Source organism: Endomicrobium proavitum, assembly GCF_001027545.1.
GTDB classification, from domain to species: Bacteria; Elusimicrobiota; Endomicrobiia; order Endomicrobiales; family Endomicrobiaceae; genus Endomicrobium; species Endomicrobium proavitum.
Window position 1 is genome coordinate 918286 of the sequence record NZ_CP009498.1, and the last position, 16063, is coordinate 934348.

Here is a 16063-nt window from a genome sequence, read left to right on the forward strand (position 1 = left end):
TCTTTGTCGTTAATTCCACTTTTCGCTTTGTCTTATGCAGTAATTCTAACCTTTTGGTTTAAAAGTGTCAATGAATTGATTTTTAGAATATTATTGATTTTTCTGTTTAAAACAGGGTGAACAAAATTCGGCGCAATTTCCGCCAAAGGAATTAAAACAAAAAGCCTATGTTCAATCTCTTTATGAGGAACTATTAACGGCAATTGAGAATTGAGAATTGAGAGTTGAGAGTTTATTACCGACCGTCCGTAAAATAAAATATCAATATCTATAACGCGCGGCAGCCATTTGCCCGATGGTTTGCGACCGAGAATAACCTCAGTCTGTTTTACAAGAGTAAGCAAATTTTGCGGAGTTAAATTTGTTTGCGCTTGAACAACAACATTATAAAATTTCCTCTGCTTCGGACCAACTGCAGAAGTTTCGTAAAAAGATGAAATTTTTTGAATATTTACAAATCCGCTGCTTTGCAAAATAGAAAGAGCGGAAATTATATTTTCCGCCCTATCGCCTATATTTGACCCTAAACCTAAAAATATTTTATGTTTCATTTTGTTTATCATCAACAAGCTGCCTTCATTTTGTCATTGCGAACTGCCGCAGACAGCAAATCAATCCAGTCTCTGGATTGCCGCGTCGGAAGGCGTTGCTTTCTTCCTCGCAATGCATATGATGCATTAAAACTTAAGTTTTGCGATTCTTTCCACCGCTTCTTTAATTCTCGGCACGCCTACGGTAAGCGCAAATCTCACGTAGCCTTCGCCGCTTTTTCCCATGCCGTTGCCGGGGGTGCAAACTATTGCGGCTTCGTCAAGAAGTTTTGAAACTGCCTGCGCCGACGTATAACCTTTGGGAACTTTCGCCCAAACATAAAATGTTGCTTTAGGCGGTTTTACGTCCCAGCCTAATTTTTGCAAACCTTCAACAAGCGCGTCTCTGCGTTCTTTGTATATTTTTCTTGCGTCTTCAACGCATTTTTGCGACGAGGTAAGCGCGGTAATTGCAGCTTCCTGAACAGCTTGAAAAACGCCTGAATCGTAATTGTCTTTTACTTTTGCCACGCCTGCTACAATATCTTTATTTCCTGCAACCCAGCCTATGCGCCAGCCTGTCATGTTATAAGTTTTTGAAAGCGAATGAAATTCAACGCCTACTTCTTTTGCGCCGGGAATTTCCAAAAAACTTATCGGTTTTTCATCATAATAAATTTCGGAATACGCCGCGTCCGCAGCAACAATAATATTATTCTTCTTTGCAAAATCTATAAGCTTCTCGTAAAACTCTTTCGTGGCGACGGCTGCCGTAGGATTGTTAGGATAATTAACAAAAATAATTTTAGCTTTCTTTAAAACGTCAGCCGCAATTGCGTCTAAATCCGGAAGATAATTATTCTTTTCAAGAAGCGGCATAAAGTAAGGGACGCCGTCGGTAAAAATTGTGCCGGTGTTGTAAACAGGGTATCCGGGTTCAGGTATTAAAACAACATCTTCCGGATTAATAAAACCGAGATGAATATGTCCGATACCTTCTTTAGAACCTATTAAAGCGCAAACCTCATCGGCGGATATTTCAACATTGAATCTGCTTTTATACCAATCCGCAACAGCTTTTCTGTAAGACAAAAGCCCCGCGCCGAACGGATACTGGTGATTTACAGGTTTTGCAACAGCGGACTGCATTGACTTAATTATATGCTCCGGAGTCGGCAAATCAGGGTCGCCAACGCCCAAAGAAATTATATCCGCACCGCGCTCAATAGCTTCTTTTTTCTTTCTGTCTATTTCAATAAAAAGATAAGGCGGCAACTTCTTTAATTTTTCATTGTAACGAATTTCCATTGAAAACTCCTGTATATTATTTTAGTTATACCTTGTCATTGCGGTGAAAACCGAAATCCATTTTTACCAAATATTGTCTTTCACTACTCACGCTTTCAGCATATTTATTTTTAGCAACCGTGGATCCTGAATCAAGTTTAGGATGACAAACAAAATGCATATGTCGTTAAATTCGTAATTGTCGGGCGCATAGTATTTTGAATTTAAGCGAGGCGCGCGACGGCGAAGCGTGCTAAGCACGTGAGCTTGAGCGCAACGACGCATAAACTCAAAAGACGAAGCGCCTACTTCAGTTCCAAAACATCCTGCATATCATAAAGCCCCGGTTGTTTCCCTTTCAGCCACTTTGCAGCTCTAACTGCTCCTGCTGCGAAAGTATCTCTTGAGTGCGCTCTGTGGGTAAGCTCTATTCTTTCTCCGGGACCTGCAAAATAAACTGTGTGATCGCCGACTATATCGCCGGCTCTTACAGACATAACGCCGATTTCATCTTGATTTCTTGTGCCTATAATTCCGTGTCTGCCGTAAACTCCGACGGACTCAATTTTTTTACCTATGCCTTTAGCGGCAACTTCGGCAAGTTTGGCTGCAGTTCCCGAAGGAGCGTCTTTTTTCTTATTGTGGTGAAGCTCTACTATTTCTATATCGTAATCCGGAATTTTTTTCGCAACTTCGTCAACAAGTTTAAAAAGAAGATTAACGCCAATAGACATATTCGGCGACATAACAACAGGAATTGATTTTGCAATTTCAGCTATTTCGTTTTTTTGTTCGTCAATAAAACCGGTGGTGCCTATAACTACGGGGATTTTATATTTTTTTGCAGCTTTCAAATTTTTCAAAGCGCTGTCCGGACTTGTAAAATCTATCAAAGCGTCCGCCTGCGGCAAAACTTTTTCCAAATCGCTAATTGGCGCAACCCGCGGCGTGCCGCTGCCAATTGCGGAACTTCCGTCATATTCAAAAGCCCCGACAACCTGAACGTTTTCATCAGCTTTAGCAACAGACAAAATAGCCTGCCCCATTCTACCCGCAGCTCCGCATATAATTATTTTCATCATCGTACCCCGTTTGCAAAAAAATAAAAACAACGGCATAAAAAACACCGTTGTGTCATTTTACAAAATATGACGCGGATTGACAATTATTTATATAGATTATATCTGCCATTGCAAGCAAACTTACTGCGTTGCAGCACAGCGAAAACAAGCGGTAATTCAAAGTAGTCATGCAGTTTTAATTCCTCTTTTAATAAAAAGGGTTGTAAGGCAAAGCCTGACGGGATATTTGCCGTTATTTCCACATCTGCAAAATAAAAAAAACGCCTTAACACAAAGTGCCAAAGCGTTTCCTTTAAATAATATTGATTTGTTCCTACAATCCTAAAAACTTTTTTTCTTTTTGAAAAACTTCTTATAATCTCCGCGCCCGCCGCGACTTTCTCTGCCGGCAAAGTCAGATCTTTTTTCATCTCTGTCATCGTGTCTGCCTTCACGATGAAAACCGCCGAAACTCTTTTTACCAAACCCGCCGCCATGCCCGCCAAAACTTCTCGGAGAAAAACTTCTTTCCTGCGGCTTTTGCGAATTCATTTTTTCAATATTTTGGTTTAATCTTTTCAATTCCTCAACCAACGCCCCCAACTGCGCCACCAACCCCAAAGCAACCTTGTCTTCCATTTTAAAACTCCCTTTAAAGCTAATGATAAGAACCATTGCCTTACTGCTCTATTATAGCTTATATAAATGTAGAAAGACATTTTATTGTTGAAAATCAGAGATTTGAGATAGGCAGGTTTTATGAGAAAAATAGGTTGAAATTTTGTAATGGTTTTCCACCATATGCAAAGTTGCAGAGTTTCTGCAAGCTGATTAAAGGAGGTATCACTAAAATAGCAATTTTGTTGATTTCTTATAATTCACTACATCCTTCTGACAAAAACTTGCATATTATATTTATTTGTAAAAAGATGGCAATTTCACTGCCCACTGTGTAAATTTGAATTTTTTCAGATAGAGTATAATACCAAGTACTAAATCAAGGAAGTAGTCAATCTCTTCAGCATCAATATCGCCTGCCAATGCACCTGGAGCTAACATATTGCTGTGTTTATAATTACAATATTTTGTATAGTAGCGAAAAAACTCACCATCATCAATATTATCCATATTCTTTGAAAATGCAGCTATATAACCTGTAATACGTGGTATTTTATAAGAATCTCTTAACAGTTTAATTTTTTCTGCATTTGCACCGATACGAAATTTTATTTTTTCACCAACTTCTTTGTGTTTTTCTTCAACATCATTAGTTACTTTAATTATACTCGCCCCTACAGGATAAAATATTTTTAGTACCGCCACATACGCATTCCATGTAGAGTCTTGTTCAAGGTTAGAACCCATCTCAAGTATGGCAATCAAACGCCCAACAGCAGAACCTGCTATGTATCTATTGTATTTTTCAAGTTGTACAGCTTCAGCATCATTATCTTTGATATAACTTAACACACTACAAGTTTCCAACGCATGTCCGGCAATTATAAATGCATCATAATATCGCTGATTATCCAGTAATACCAGAAATGATTCGAGCGCTTCACAAACACGATTATACAGATTCCATATTATATATCGTATTGCATGTTCGTTATTATTAAACTGCGGTTGCGGCATAGGCACGAAATCACGAATGATTTCGATTTTGTCATTTGTTTCAAAATTCGTCATAAATCATTTACTACCTTCTTATTATGTTCATTTCTTAAAATTTTCTGCTTACTTTAAATGAGTAATGCTCCATCACCATGACTCATCAAAAGTTACTTTACCTCACGTTTTTTGATTCATATAAACACCAAAGAAAACGTGTTAATGCTATAGCAACATCAACGGATAACTGTGCTTCTATTTTACTTGGAGGTTTAAATTTTACGATATTCTTACCATGCCCTGTTCCTTTTGCGTTACGTAGTTCCGCGATCCCTGCCGCAACCCCAGATAAATTACCAATAATTTTATTTACAGATTCATTTTTGGAATTTAAATTTAATTTTCCTTTTACTTTTTTCATTAAGGCAGGAATATCTAAAGATTTATCATCTGTTGCTAAAATTGTTTTACAACAAGTCTCTATCAATTCTTTTGATTTTCCAATAGCATCAGCAGTATTTGTATGTATAGAATCTATCATCACGCTTATTTGCTGATTCATATATTCAGAATTAAACAATTCTTTAACAGAGTTGGCTTGATGCATAGTAGCATTATTTATATAAAAAATTGGGTCATATAGTATGATATCAATTTTGGTAAATGTGTCAGGTATTGTACTCCCGCCAGAATTAGATAAGAATTTAGAACATTTTCCTAAAATCGCTTTATAGCTATCGTTCACTATAATTTCAACACTTTCTTTTTTTAGCGCTTTAACAAGATCTATAATCATAGTATTCATAGTAATTAAAACACGACTACTTTCAGCATTAAAATGGCGATTAACAGTAATCTTATAATTCATAAACTCAAACAGCTTATTTAACTCTTGATGGAAATATGAAAATATTATTTTATATTTATCAGAAAATTCTTCATAAAGATCTATATATAATTTTTCCATTTCATAATGTGGATAATTGATCTTTTTTATATAGTTATCAAGTATTAAATTTTCTTTTGTCATATTTTATTTTTCCTGTATTCCTTATCTGGTTTTTATTCCTAAAACAAATATATTCAGTCTATACCTTATTGCTATTAAAATGATTATTATCTATATCTTCAATTCTCTTCATTAAAAATTTTGTAGAGCTTAAAATTTCATCTGGATTTCTTGATAAATTATGCGATAAAACATTGCAAACATTTAATAATTGACCTATTTTAGTTTTATTATCGTCCGAAATTTGATTACAAGCTCTGTTGAATAACACTTGACCAATAATTTATTCATTGGCTTTTGTCGGAGTTGTTTTTGTAGCTTTAAATCTCAAACCATCGTCAGTCTTTGTAGTATCTTTTAAAAATTCTCGTTTAACTCCAAGCACCAAAGAACTTTTACCTTTACCGTTATAGGCAAAGATTATATTTTTTTGTTTGAATTTTAAATCACCCGGATTTGTATAATTCTTAAAAGACTTATGGGTATAATTACACACTTTTTCTATCATAATTATTCCATTGATTAAAAGATTCATTTTTCGCTAATATTCTTTCCATTATATATCTTTCAAATTTTTTTATATCTATTGATAACTATATAAATTTATGATTTTTCGAAAATTACTTTTTTAGACACATTGAAAAAATCTATCAAATGGTGCTCTTAAGCGAGGTGCTATTACATAGAGCTGCTCCCTAAATATTTTTTCATTTTGTTCTCTTTTTTACAACTATAATTTCTATAGGAAGTTTTTGAATTCAGTTGACTGAAAATTGCAGTCAACTGAATTCTTTAGTTTTGAGAACTTATATTTTTATTTCAACAGCCCAAAATCCCTCAGCGCCTTTTCAAGTTTGGCTTTGTTGGTTTCTTCCATTTCGCACATTGGGAGTCTTAGTTCTAATTGGCATATTCCAAGTAAGGCGGCGGCGGTTTTTACCGGGATTGGGTTGGTTTCTATGAACATTGCTTTTGTTATGGGGAGTAATTTGTAGTGTATTTTTGCGGCTTCTTTAATGTTGCCGGCGTTGAAGGCTTTTACTAAGGCTACAACTTCTGCGGGGGCGATGTTTGTGAGAACGGAAATTACGCCGCAGCCGCCTACCGAAAGAAGCGGAAGCGTTAACGCGTCGTCGCCGGAAATTAAATCTATGTTTGGCGATAAAGATTTAATTGCGCTCATTTGGTCTAACGAGCCTGACGATTCTTTTACGCCTATAATATTTTTGCAGTCTTTTGTAAGTTTCGCAAGCGTGGCAGGTTCTACGTTTACGCCTGTTCTTCCTGCTATGTTGTAAACAACTATCGGGATATCTACCGCGTCTGCGATAGTTTTAAAATGCAGATACAAACCTTTTTGCGTAGGTTTGTTGTAATACGGTGAAACAACCAACGCTCCGTCGCATCCGGCTTTTTTTGCGAACTTTGTAAAATGTATTGCTTCGTCGGTAGAATTAGAACCCGTGCCGGCAAGAACTTTCATTTTTCCTTTTGCGGCTCGGACGGCAAACTCTATTACGGCTTCGTGCTCTTCGTAAGAAAGCGTGGGCGACTCGCCGGTTGTTCCGCACGGCACAATACCGTTAACGCCTGCTTTATACTGACTTTCTATTAAAGCGCCAAAAGCATCAAAATCAACTTTGTCGTTTTTAAACGGCGTAATCAAAGCTGTATAAACTCCGGAAAACATAGGAACCCTCCAAGGTTGCAATTAAAAATGGAGAATTGAGAATGAAGAATTTATAACTATATTGATATTCTCAACCGTCATTTATCAATTGTTAATTACTTTTTTATATTTTTACTGAATTTATTTCAGCACCTGCTGTAAAAAATGACCAATCCTGAAATAAATTCAAAATGACAGACAAACAACAACTACTAAATACCCGTCAAGCTTTGCCTACCACCTCTTTTTAAAAAGAGGAATTAGCCAACCTTAAATATTCACAACGCCTGTGAAAGAAATTATCGCAGGTCCTTCTAAAATTACGTTTGTTATTTTTTCAGCTTCAGTTTTAAAAGATACCGAAAGATTGTCGCCGCCTCTTGCTATAACTTTTACCGGAGATTCTGCTAAACCTTTTAGTCCGGAAATAATTGCCGAAGCAATTATGCCGGTGCCGCAAGCTAAAGTTTCACCCTCAACGCCTCTTTCGTAAGTGCGCACTAAAATAGTGTTGTCTTTAGTTGGCTGGACAAAATCTACATTTGTTCCTGCGGGAGCAAACTCTTTATGAAGTCTTATTGCTCTGCCGTATTTGAATACGTCGGGCTTTTCAATATCGTCAACAAAAATTACCGCGTGAGGCACGCCGGTGTCAATAAAATCTATATCAAACTTTTCGCCTTCAATTTCAAGTTTAATATTTCTTCTTAAATCTTTCGGGTTGTAAAGATCAAGCTTAACTCTGCTGCCCGGTATTATGCCTGCGGCTATTATGCCTGCGTCGGTTTCAAAAATCATTTTTTCTTTTGCAGCGCCTATTTCGTAAGCAAACATTGCAATAGAACGCCCGCCGTTGCCGCACATGCTGGCATGCGACCCGTCGGAATTTAAATATTTCATTTTAAAATCATGCGACGAACTTTTTTCAAGAAGTATTAAACCGTCGGCGCCAATTGAATATTTCCTATCGCAAAGCTTTACGGCCAAAGACTGATAATCTTTAGCGGAAATTATATTTTCCCTATTATCTATTAAAACAAAATCATTCCCTGCCGCCGTAAGTTTTGAAAAATTTATTTGCATATATATCTATCCTTTATTATTTAAAGCAGCAACAAATATCCCGTCCACCGTTCGTCCTTACTTGCTCCCTACTCCTTCTTACTTACTACTTGTCTCATTCAACAGCAAATCTTCATACGCGGCGCGTCTTTTTATTAGCGTGGCTTTGTTGCCGTCAACTAACACTTCGGCAAGCAGCGGTCTGGAATTGTATTGGGACGACATTGCCGCGCCGTATGCGCCTGCGTCTTTTATTAAAAGACAGCCGCCTTGTTCAACAACCGGCAGCATTCTGTCTTTACCCATAAAATCGCTGCTTTCACAGATTGGACCTACAACGTCGGTTTTAACTTTTTTTGCCGACGTCCGTTTTATGGGAATAATTTCGTGATACGCGTCGTAAAATGAGGGTCTTATTAAATCGTTCATTCCCGCGTCTGTAATTAGAAAACTTTTTCCGCCGGAAATTTTTCTGTAAATTACTTTTGCAAGCAAATGTCCCGCGCTTGCGGTTATGGAGCGTCCGGGTTCAAAAATAAATTTTTTATCTTTATCAAATAACGGAAAAATTTCACTCATCAATTGTTTAGGCGTTGCCGGTTTTTCGCCTTTAACGTATTCAATGCCAAGCCCGCCGCCGCAATCTATGTATTCAATATTTATGCCGTTTGCTTCAACATCTTTTACGATTTTATTTATTTTTTTTGCAGCAAGCGCAAATGATTTTGTTTCAAGAATTTGCGAACCTATATGGCTGTGAATGCCGGAAATTATAATATTTTTTTTCTTTTTTGCCGTTACGTAAGCGTTTACGGCATCGTCGTAAGCTATGCCGAATTTTGTGCCTTTTTTCCCCGTGGTTATATACGAATGCGTATCAGGGTCAACGTGCGGATTTATTCTGAAAGCTATTTTTGCTTTTACTTTTAATTTGCCGGCTATTTTGTCTATAAGGTCAAGCTCTTCAAGCGATTCTACGTTAAACATTAAAATTTTATTTTTTAACGCGTATTCAATTTCTTCGGCGGTTTTGCCTACTCCTGCGTAAACTATTTTTGAAGGATTAAATCCGGCTTTTAAACATCTGTAAATTTCTCCGCCAGAAGTGGTGTCCGCGCCGGCGCCGAGTTTTGCCAATATTTTTAAAATAGCGGCGTTAGAATTTGTTTTGCAGGCAAAACATATAATGCCGTCTTTTGTCAAAGCATTTTTATAGTTTTGAAAATTTTTTATCAGCTGATTTTTTGAATAAACGTATGTGCTTGTTCCAAACTTTTTTGCTATATCGGACAATTTCACATTTTCAACATAAAGGTCTTTTCCCTTAAAACTTAACATTGCTTCCTCTCTGAAGTTTAATTGAAGTTATTATATAAAAACACGACGCTATTTGCCATTGAAGAAATCCGTCATTCGCTGCGCTTGTTCCTGAAGAAAAGGGGTTTTTGCATTAGCGTATGCGTTTTTTGCATAAACCTTTGCAGCAGAGATATTTTTCATTTTATAAGAAATTCTCGCGCGCATTAAATCCGTTACGGCAAGCGCCGGATTAATTTTTGCGGATTTATCAAGAAACTCTTTGGCTTTTTGAAGTTCCGAAACGCTTTCATAAACCACGGCAAGATATATATAAGCGGTAGCATTTGAAGAATTTACTCCTATGGATTTTAAGAAAGCGCCTTCGGCTTCTTTATATTTTTTTTCGTCAAAATATAACATTCCTAATAAAAATAAAATTTCCGCGTCGTCGTCATAGCGCAAACTGTTATTTATAAGATTTACTGCTTTTTGCGAATTGTTTAAATTTCTGTAACAAGCAACCATATTGATGACGGTTTCTCTGTTAATATAAAAGTGATCTACCGACTCATAATATTCTATGGCTTTAAGATACATATCCTGCTTTAAATAAACGTCTCCGAGCCTTCTTTTTGCATAATCAGAACGTTTATTTCTTGAAAGAACTTCCAAAAAATTTCTTTCGGCAAGAGTATAAAGATTGCTGCTTAAAAATGTGTTGCCGATTTTCAGATTTACTTCCGCGTTATTTTCGTAAAGCGCCCGCGCCGCAGAGTAATAATTTAAAGTTGAAGCGTATTCTTTTTTTAAATAATATAAATCTCCGATTTTAACGTTGTAATCAAATTGATCTTTTTTAGACAAATTCCCGTTTAAAATTTCTTTATATAAATCTATAGCCCCGTCGGAATTTCCAATTTTAACAAGAGTTTCGGCAAGGTCGGTCATCAATATTTTTTTTTGCTTTTGCCCTTTAGCCGTTTTAACTTTTTCCGCCAAAGCGTCTATTTCCGTTTTTATGCTTTCGCTGACGGCAACGCCGGAAACGTCATCGGCGTAAGCCGCCGAAGTTATAAATAATAACGTAAATATAATTGCCGCAAATATTTTATTCAAGCAAGTATTTCTCCTGCGTTTTTTCTATTATTTTTATTTTAATATCTTTAAGAGATTTTTGCGCGGCGTAAAAACCTTTGTCCACGGCTTGATATGCATGTTCCATGTCTATAGCGTTTATATCGCCGACGTTCGGTCTTATTAAAACATCCGCGTTTTGAAGTTCTTCCTGATCTATGGATTGTCCCTGAATATATATTGCCTGCATAAGCGTCATGTAAACATTATCGGTAGAATTTTTAGTTATGTCCGCCGGAACCGGAACGGCTATTATTACGTCGGGTTTATAAATTTGAGCCACTTTTACGGGAATGTTTTCAGAGATTCCGCCGTCAACAAGATATCTTTGTTTATACTCTACAGGTTCAAAAAGTCCGGGAATATTAGAGCTTGCTCTTGCGGCAAAACTTACGCTGCCGCTTCTTAAAAGAATTCTTTCTCCGGTATTTAAATCCGTAGCTACGCAAATTAAAGGGGTTTGAAGCTGGTCAAAAGTAATGTCGCCCATAGAGTCGTTTAAAAATTTGACGAGCTTCTCGTTAGATAAAAGTTTGTCGCTTAAAAACATAACCGCAAGAGACGGAATATTAAAATTTGATATTTGGCTCCAACTCATATGTTTTGCAAGAGCATCTACTTTTGACATGGAAATACCCGCGCAAAAAAACGCCCCTGCAATGGAACCTATACTTGTGCCTACAACTAAATCTACCGGGATTTGTTCTTCGCGAAAAACTTTTAAAACGCCTATGTGAGCAAAACCTCTGGCTCCGCCGCCGCCGAGAACAACGGCAACTTTAGGTCTTTTTTCTTTAGGAAGGTTTTCAAATCTGTTCCACAAAATATTTACCGCAAGCTCTTCTTCGTCCAAATCAAAAACAGACGCGTAAGAAGGCGCGGCAAGAAGGCTTACAAGAAGGGCAAATATTACGCTAATACGAATCAAGCTGAACTCCTACCGCAAGTTCAAGCGTATAGTAGCTTTTATTTAGGTTGTCTATAATATCAAGTTCCGCTTCGGAAAATTTTTCCGTTTTATCAATTAACTTTTGTTCGGCGGCTTGTTTCTTCCAAAAATTATATTCTAAAAACGCTTTGTTTACCGCAAGACGAACCGCCTCTTCTATTTTTGATCTTTTTAAAGTTGAAGCTCTTAAATTTATTTTGCCCTGTTTGGCTCTTGCAAACATTGCTCCGCCGTCAAATAGTGGAATATTTACATTTGCCGAAATATACCAATTTGAATTAACGCCTTCGCCGACGATTTTCTCCCCCGTCCATTCCTGCGCGGCGCCTATTGAAATTGTAGGATAGCGCTGCATAGACAAAAGATTTACGCCGAGATCGTCCATTATTTCCTGATTTTGCGTAATTTGCATTTCAGGTTTAAACTGGTAAGCCAAAAGCAAACACTGATTAAGAGTTACCTCTTTTATTTTCGCTTTAAATACTCCGGAAACATCCGCCAAAGTATCAAGATCAAGCCCGATGGCGGCAAGCAAATTTATAAGCGCTTTATCGTAATTAAACTGCGCTATACTTATTTTTGCCGCGCGCTCTTTTGGCGTTAATCCGCTTGTTGCGGATTTATAAAGTTTCAGTTTTTCTTTGTAATAAAGACAATCGTTAAAAATTGTTTTTACTTTTCCCGTAACCTGAAACTTTATAAGATTTTCTTCATTTTTTACTTTATCTAAATTTATTATTGCAAGTTTATTTGTTGCGCGGTTTCTTCCGCCGGCGTAAATGGTTTGCCACGCCGACACTCTTGTAACATAATAAAGACTTCTATTTGTGTCCGGCAAAAAAACCGGAGTAGGAGCAAAATCTCCGGAGAGAATAATAGGCGAAGTGTTATCAAAACCAGAAGCGTTAAAATTAAAATCTATTCTGGGAAAATAAAGCGCGCTGGACTCGTTTATTCTCTGTTTTGCAAACTCTACATTTTGCGCCTGTATTAAAACGTCGTGATTTATGGCAAGAGCCGTTTGAATGCTGGACTCCTGCGTTAAAACTCTTTCAAAACCCGTTTCTGCGGCAAAAAGATTTTGAAGCGCGAATATAAACGTAAAAATTAATAAAATTTTTCTCATTTTTGTTTCCGTTTAACAATATTTTTTAACAGCGATATTTGTTTTTTAACGGAATTAACCGACGTTCCGCCTTCGGACGTTTTTTTAGCGACAATGTTTTGCAAATCTATAAATTTAAAAATATCATCGTCAAAAATAGGATATTTTTTAGGATAAAATTTATTGTACTCCTGCAAAGACAAGGAGCTTAAAGTTTTGGAATTTTTAATGCAGTATTCAACTATGCTTTTAACAACGCCGTGCGCTTCTCTGAAAGGAATATCTTTTCTTGCAAGATAATCTGCAATTTCAGTAGCCGCCATAAAACCTTTTTCCGTACTTTTTAAGGTTTTTGCTTTATCAAATTTTAAAGTGACTATCATTTCGTTTATAACTTCCACGCACAATTTTACATTATCAACGGCGTCAAACACAGGCGGTTTATCTTCCTGCAAATCTCTGTTGTATGCAAGCGGCAAAGATTTAACTATTGTAAGCAACGCAAACAAATCGCCGAATATTCTTCCTGATTTTCCTCTTATAACTTCCGCGCAGTCCGGATTTCTTTTCTGCGGCATTATTGAAGAGCCGGATGTAAACTTATCGGCAATTTTAATATATCCGAATTCCGGATTCATCCACAAAATTATTTCTTCGCAAAACCTTGTAAGATGCAAAGCTATTGTTGAAAGGCAGAAAACAAATTCTACAGCAAAATCCCTGTCGCTTACGCCGTCTAAAGAATTTTCGCTTACGCCGTCAAAGCCTAAAAGTTTTGCGCTGTATTGCCTGTCTATTTTAAACGAAGTGCCGGCAAGAGCCGCACTGCCTAACGGCAACACGTTAATTCTTTTGCGGCAGTCGGTAAGTCTTTCTTTATCTCTCTCAAGCATCCACGCGTAAGCCAAAAGATGATGCGCCGCCAAAACAGGCTGCGCCGGCTGCAAATGCGTAAAGCCCGGCATAATTACATTAATATTTTCTTCGGATTTTTTAATGATTGTTGTTTGAAACTCGTTTATTAAAGCGATGATATTGTCTGTTTCTTGTCTCAAATAAAGACGAAGATCCGTAGCGACTTGATCGTTTCTGCTTCTTGCGGTATGCATTTTTCCGCCGACGGCGCCTATGCGACGAGTTAACTCTTTTTCAACCGCGTAATGAATATCTTCTTCTTTGGGCAGAGTCCAATCTTTTTTAAGACTTTTCAAAATTGAATTAAGACCTGCGATAATTTTGCTTCCGTCGGTCTGTTTTAAAATTTTACATTTTACAAGCATTTCAACGTGCGCTATAGAGCCGGTAATATCAACTTCGGCAAGACGCGTGTCAAAAGCAAAAGAGCCGATAAACTGTTCAAAATCAATATTTTTCATTTTCCCGCCTTCATATTTCAGAAGTCTGCTGTTGCGGTAAAGTATTTTGAGTTTAGACAAAGCGCGCGACGATGAAGCGTGTTAAACACGTAAACCTAAGCGCAACGCAGCATAAACTCAAAAAACAAGCCGCCTATTTTTTGTTACGTTTAATTGCTATTACTTTCGTAGGAAGTCCCCAAAGATTTATAAAACCTTCCGCATCTTTTTGATTATAAACTTCGTCTTTTTCAAAAGTTGCAAGTTCTTCCCAGTAGAGAGAATATTTTGCTTCTCTGGAAACAGGAGTAATGTTGCCTTTGTAAAGTTTTAATTTTATTGTGCCGGTTACATATTTTTGAGTGCTTTCAACAAAAGAGTTAAGCGCATCCATTAACGGCGAGAACCACAAACCGTAATAAGCAAGTTCCGCCCATTTGTGAGCAAGTTCTTGTTTGTAGTGAAGCGTGTCTCTGTCTAAAGCAAGTTCTTCAAGTTCCTGATGGGCGCAATACAAAACCGTTGCAGCCGGAGATTCATAAACGCCTCTGGACTTCATACCTACGAGGCGGTTTTCAATCATATCCACTCTGCCGATTCCGTTTCTGCCGGCAATTTCATTTAATTTTGAAACAAGCTCTACGGGAGCAAGTTTTTTCCCGTTAACGGCTACGGGCGCGCCTTTTTCAAAAGCTATAGACAAATACTCGGGTTTATTCGGAGCTTTTTGCGCCGAGACCGTCATTTTAAACATTGACTCGTCGTATTCGTTTTTCATGTCTTCCATAACGCCGCCTTCATAGGAAACGTGCCAAAGATTTGCGTCGGAAGAATAAGGTTTTGCTTTTGTTACGGGAACGGGAATGCCTCTTTTTTTAGCGTAATTTATAGCATCTTCGCGCGAGCGCAAATTCCATTCTCTCCACGGAGCAATAATTTTTACGTTCGGTATTAAAGCTTTAAACGCAAGTTCAAAACGAACCTGATCGTTGCCTTTTCCGGTCGCGCCGTGACAAACAGCGTCGGCTTTTTCTTTTATTACAATTTCCGCGATTTTTTCCGCTATTACAGGTCTTGCAAGCGCGGTGCCGAGATAATATTTGTTTTCATATAAAGCGTCGGCTTTTATCGCAGGGTAAATATAATCCGTAACAAACTCTTTTTTTGCGTCTATAATGTAAGATTTTGAAGCGCCTGTTTTTTTGGCTTTTTCATTCAAACCTTTAAGCTCTTTTCCCTGACCGACATCCACGCAAACAGCTATAACTTCAGCCTTATAATTTTCTTTAATCCACGACAAAATAATAGAAGTATCAAGCCCTCCGGAATAAGCTACCACAACTTTTTTAATAGAACCGTCGTTTGCCATTTTAAATATCTCCTGTAAAAGATGAATTTCGTCGTTATTATTATAGCAAAAATAGCGGCTATTTCAGTCAAAATAGCCGCTACTTTGCTTATGACTAAACAGACATGAAATTTAATCTAAATGCGCATGAGAAGTTTGCACGGCTTTACTGCCGAATATATCAGGATTTACCATGCCGGTAATCATTGCGACGTGTCCGAATATTAAAAATAACGCTATAAAAGTAATGTGCAGCGCCAATTTATATTTTTCAGTTTTTTTCTTCGCGAAAATTCCCAGCTCAAGCAACGCTACCAACAATAGCGGTATGCCGCTAAGCAAATACGTTCCAACCGCTATAACGTCTATAACCCCGCGCCACTGCCCGTTTTGGGTAATTGGTATAACGACATTATTAAGCAAATAAATTATTACGCCTGCAAAATAAATTCCTACCGTAATACCGACAAATTTATTAAGCTTGCGAAGTCCGCCTTTGAAACGGTTGGTGTATAACAAATAAAGTTCGCTGATGGCAAGCGTTTCTGCCAATATAACGGGAACAGCCATAAAAAATAAAAGATTCCACGGCTGGTTTGAAGCCAATAATTCCATATAATGAGTCATATTCATTGAAAAACTCC

The 16063-nt window shown here is 37.4% G+C and carries 17 protein-coding genes; all 17 read right to left on the reverse strand.

Going from position 1 to position 16063, the window contains the following annotated elements; all coding sequences use genetic code 11:
- Positions 1–32: 32 nt before the first annotated feature.
- The gene (gene folK, locus Epro_RS03855) at positions 33–551 is read right to left on the reverse strand and encodes a 2-amino-4-hydroxy-6-hydroxymethyldihydropteridine diphosphokinase (RefSeq protein ID WP_158408998.1); all 519 of its coding nucleotides are present in this window, start codon (positions 549–551) and stop codon (positions 33–35) included.
- A gap of 126 nt (positions 552–677) precedes the next feature.
- Positions 678–1838, reverse strand: a complete 1161-nt coding sequence (locus Epro_RS03860) for an LL-diaminopimelate aminotransferase (RefSeq protein ID WP_052570673.1) — start codon at positions 1836–1838, stop codon at positions 678–680.
- A 284-nt stretch (positions 1839–2122) separates the two neighbouring features.
- Positions 2123–2899, reverse strand: coding sequence for a 4-hydroxy-tetrahydrodipicolinate reductase (gene dapB, locus Epro_RS03865; RefSeq protein ID WP_052570674.1), 777 nt, complete (start codon positions 2897–2899; stop codon positions 2123–2125).
- A gap of 83 nt (positions 2900–2982) precedes the next feature.
- The gene (locus tag Epro_RS07095; RefSeq protein ID WP_158409000.1) at positions 2983–3318 is read right to left on the reverse strand and encodes a hypothetical protein; all 336 of its coding nucleotides are present in this window, start codon (positions 3316–3318) and stop codon (positions 2983–2985) included.
- Entirely contained in the window at positions 3221–3517 is a 297-nt protein-coding gene (locus Epro_RS03870) for a hypothetical protein (protein ID WP_052570675.1), read from the reverse strand. The genes Epro_RS07095 and Epro_RS03870 overlap by 98 nt, the downstream gene beginning before the upstream one ends.
- Positions 3518–3793: 276 nt before the next feature.
- Positions 3794–4567 (reverse strand): DUF5677 domain-containing protein, encoded by a 774-nt coding sequence (locus tag Epro_RS03875; protein ID WP_052570676.1) that lies wholly within the window; start codon positions 4565–4567, stop codon positions 3794–3796.
- Positions 4568–4664: 97 nt separating this feature from the next.
- On the reverse strand, positions 4665–5519 hold the full coding sequence (locus Epro_RS03880; protein WP_052570677.1) for an abortive infection family protein: 855 nt from the start codon (positions 5517–5519) through the stop codon (positions 4665–4667).
- Positions 5520–5781: 262 nt separating this feature from the next.
- A complete protein-coding gene (locus tag Epro_RS03885; protein WP_052570678.1) occupies positions 5782–6006 on the reverse strand; it encodes a hypothetical protein in 225 nt (74 codons plus the stop codon).
- A gap of 306 nt (positions 6007–6312) precedes the next feature.
- Entirely contained in the window at positions 6313–7188 is an 876-nt protein-coding gene (dapA, locus tag Epro_RS03890) for a 4-hydroxy-tetrahydrodipicolinate synthase (protein ID WP_052570679.1), read from the reverse strand.
- A 249-nt stretch (positions 7189–7437) separates the two neighbouring features.
- Positions 7438–8250: a diaminopimelate epimerase gene (gene dapF, locus Epro_RS03895; protein ID WP_052570680.1), complete on the reverse strand. Its 813-nt coding sequence runs from the start codon at positions 8248–8250 to the stop codon at positions 7438–7440.
- Between the two features lie 78 nt (positions 8251–8328).
- Positions 8329–9567 carry a diaminopimelate decarboxylase gene (lysA, locus tag Epro_RS03900; protein ID WP_052570681.1) on the reverse strand — a complete coding sequence of 413 codons (1239 nt, stop codon included), beginning with the start codon at positions 9565–9567 and terminating at the stop codon, positions 8329–8331.
- Positions 9568–9615: 48 nt separating this feature from the next.
- Positions 9616–10644, reverse strand: coding sequence for a tetratricopeptide repeat protein (locus Epro_RS03905; protein WP_052570682.1), 1029 nt, complete (start codon positions 10642–10644; stop codon positions 9616–9618).
- Positions 10637–11590, reverse strand: coding sequence for a patatin-like phospholipase family protein (locus Epro_RS03910; RefSeq protein ID WP_052570683.1), 954 nt, complete (start codon positions 11588–11590; stop codon positions 10637–10639). The genes Epro_RS03905 and Epro_RS03910 overlap by 8 nt, the downstream gene beginning before the upstream one ends.
- Positions 11577–12737 (reverse strand): TolC family protein, encoded by a 1161-nt coding sequence (locus tag Epro_RS03915; protein WP_052570684.1) that lies wholly within the window; start codon positions 12735–12737, stop codon positions 11577–11579. The genes Epro_RS03910 and Epro_RS03915 overlap by 14 nt, the downstream gene beginning before the upstream one ends.
- Complete coding sequence (argH, locus tag Epro_RS03920) at positions 12734–14092, reverse strand: argininosuccinate lyase (protein ID WP_052570685.1); 1359 nt, start codon at positions 14090–14092, stop codon at positions 12734–12736. Before argH ends, Epro_RS03915 begins: the two co-directional genes overlap by 4 nt.
- 133 nt (positions 14093–14225) lie before the next feature.
- Positions 14226–15440 carry an argininosuccinate synthase gene (locus Epro_RS03925; protein WP_052570686.1) on the reverse strand — a complete coding sequence of 405 codons (1215 nt, stop codon included), beginning with the start codon at positions 15438–15440 and terminating at the stop codon, positions 14226–14228.
- A gap of 111 nt (positions 15441–15551) precedes the next feature.
- Positions 15552–16052, reverse strand: a complete 501-nt coding sequence (locus tag Epro_RS03930; RefSeq protein WP_052570687.1) for a DUF6803 family protein — start codon at positions 16050–16052, stop codon at positions 15552–15554.
- Positions 16053–16063: the final 11 nt, after the last annotated feature.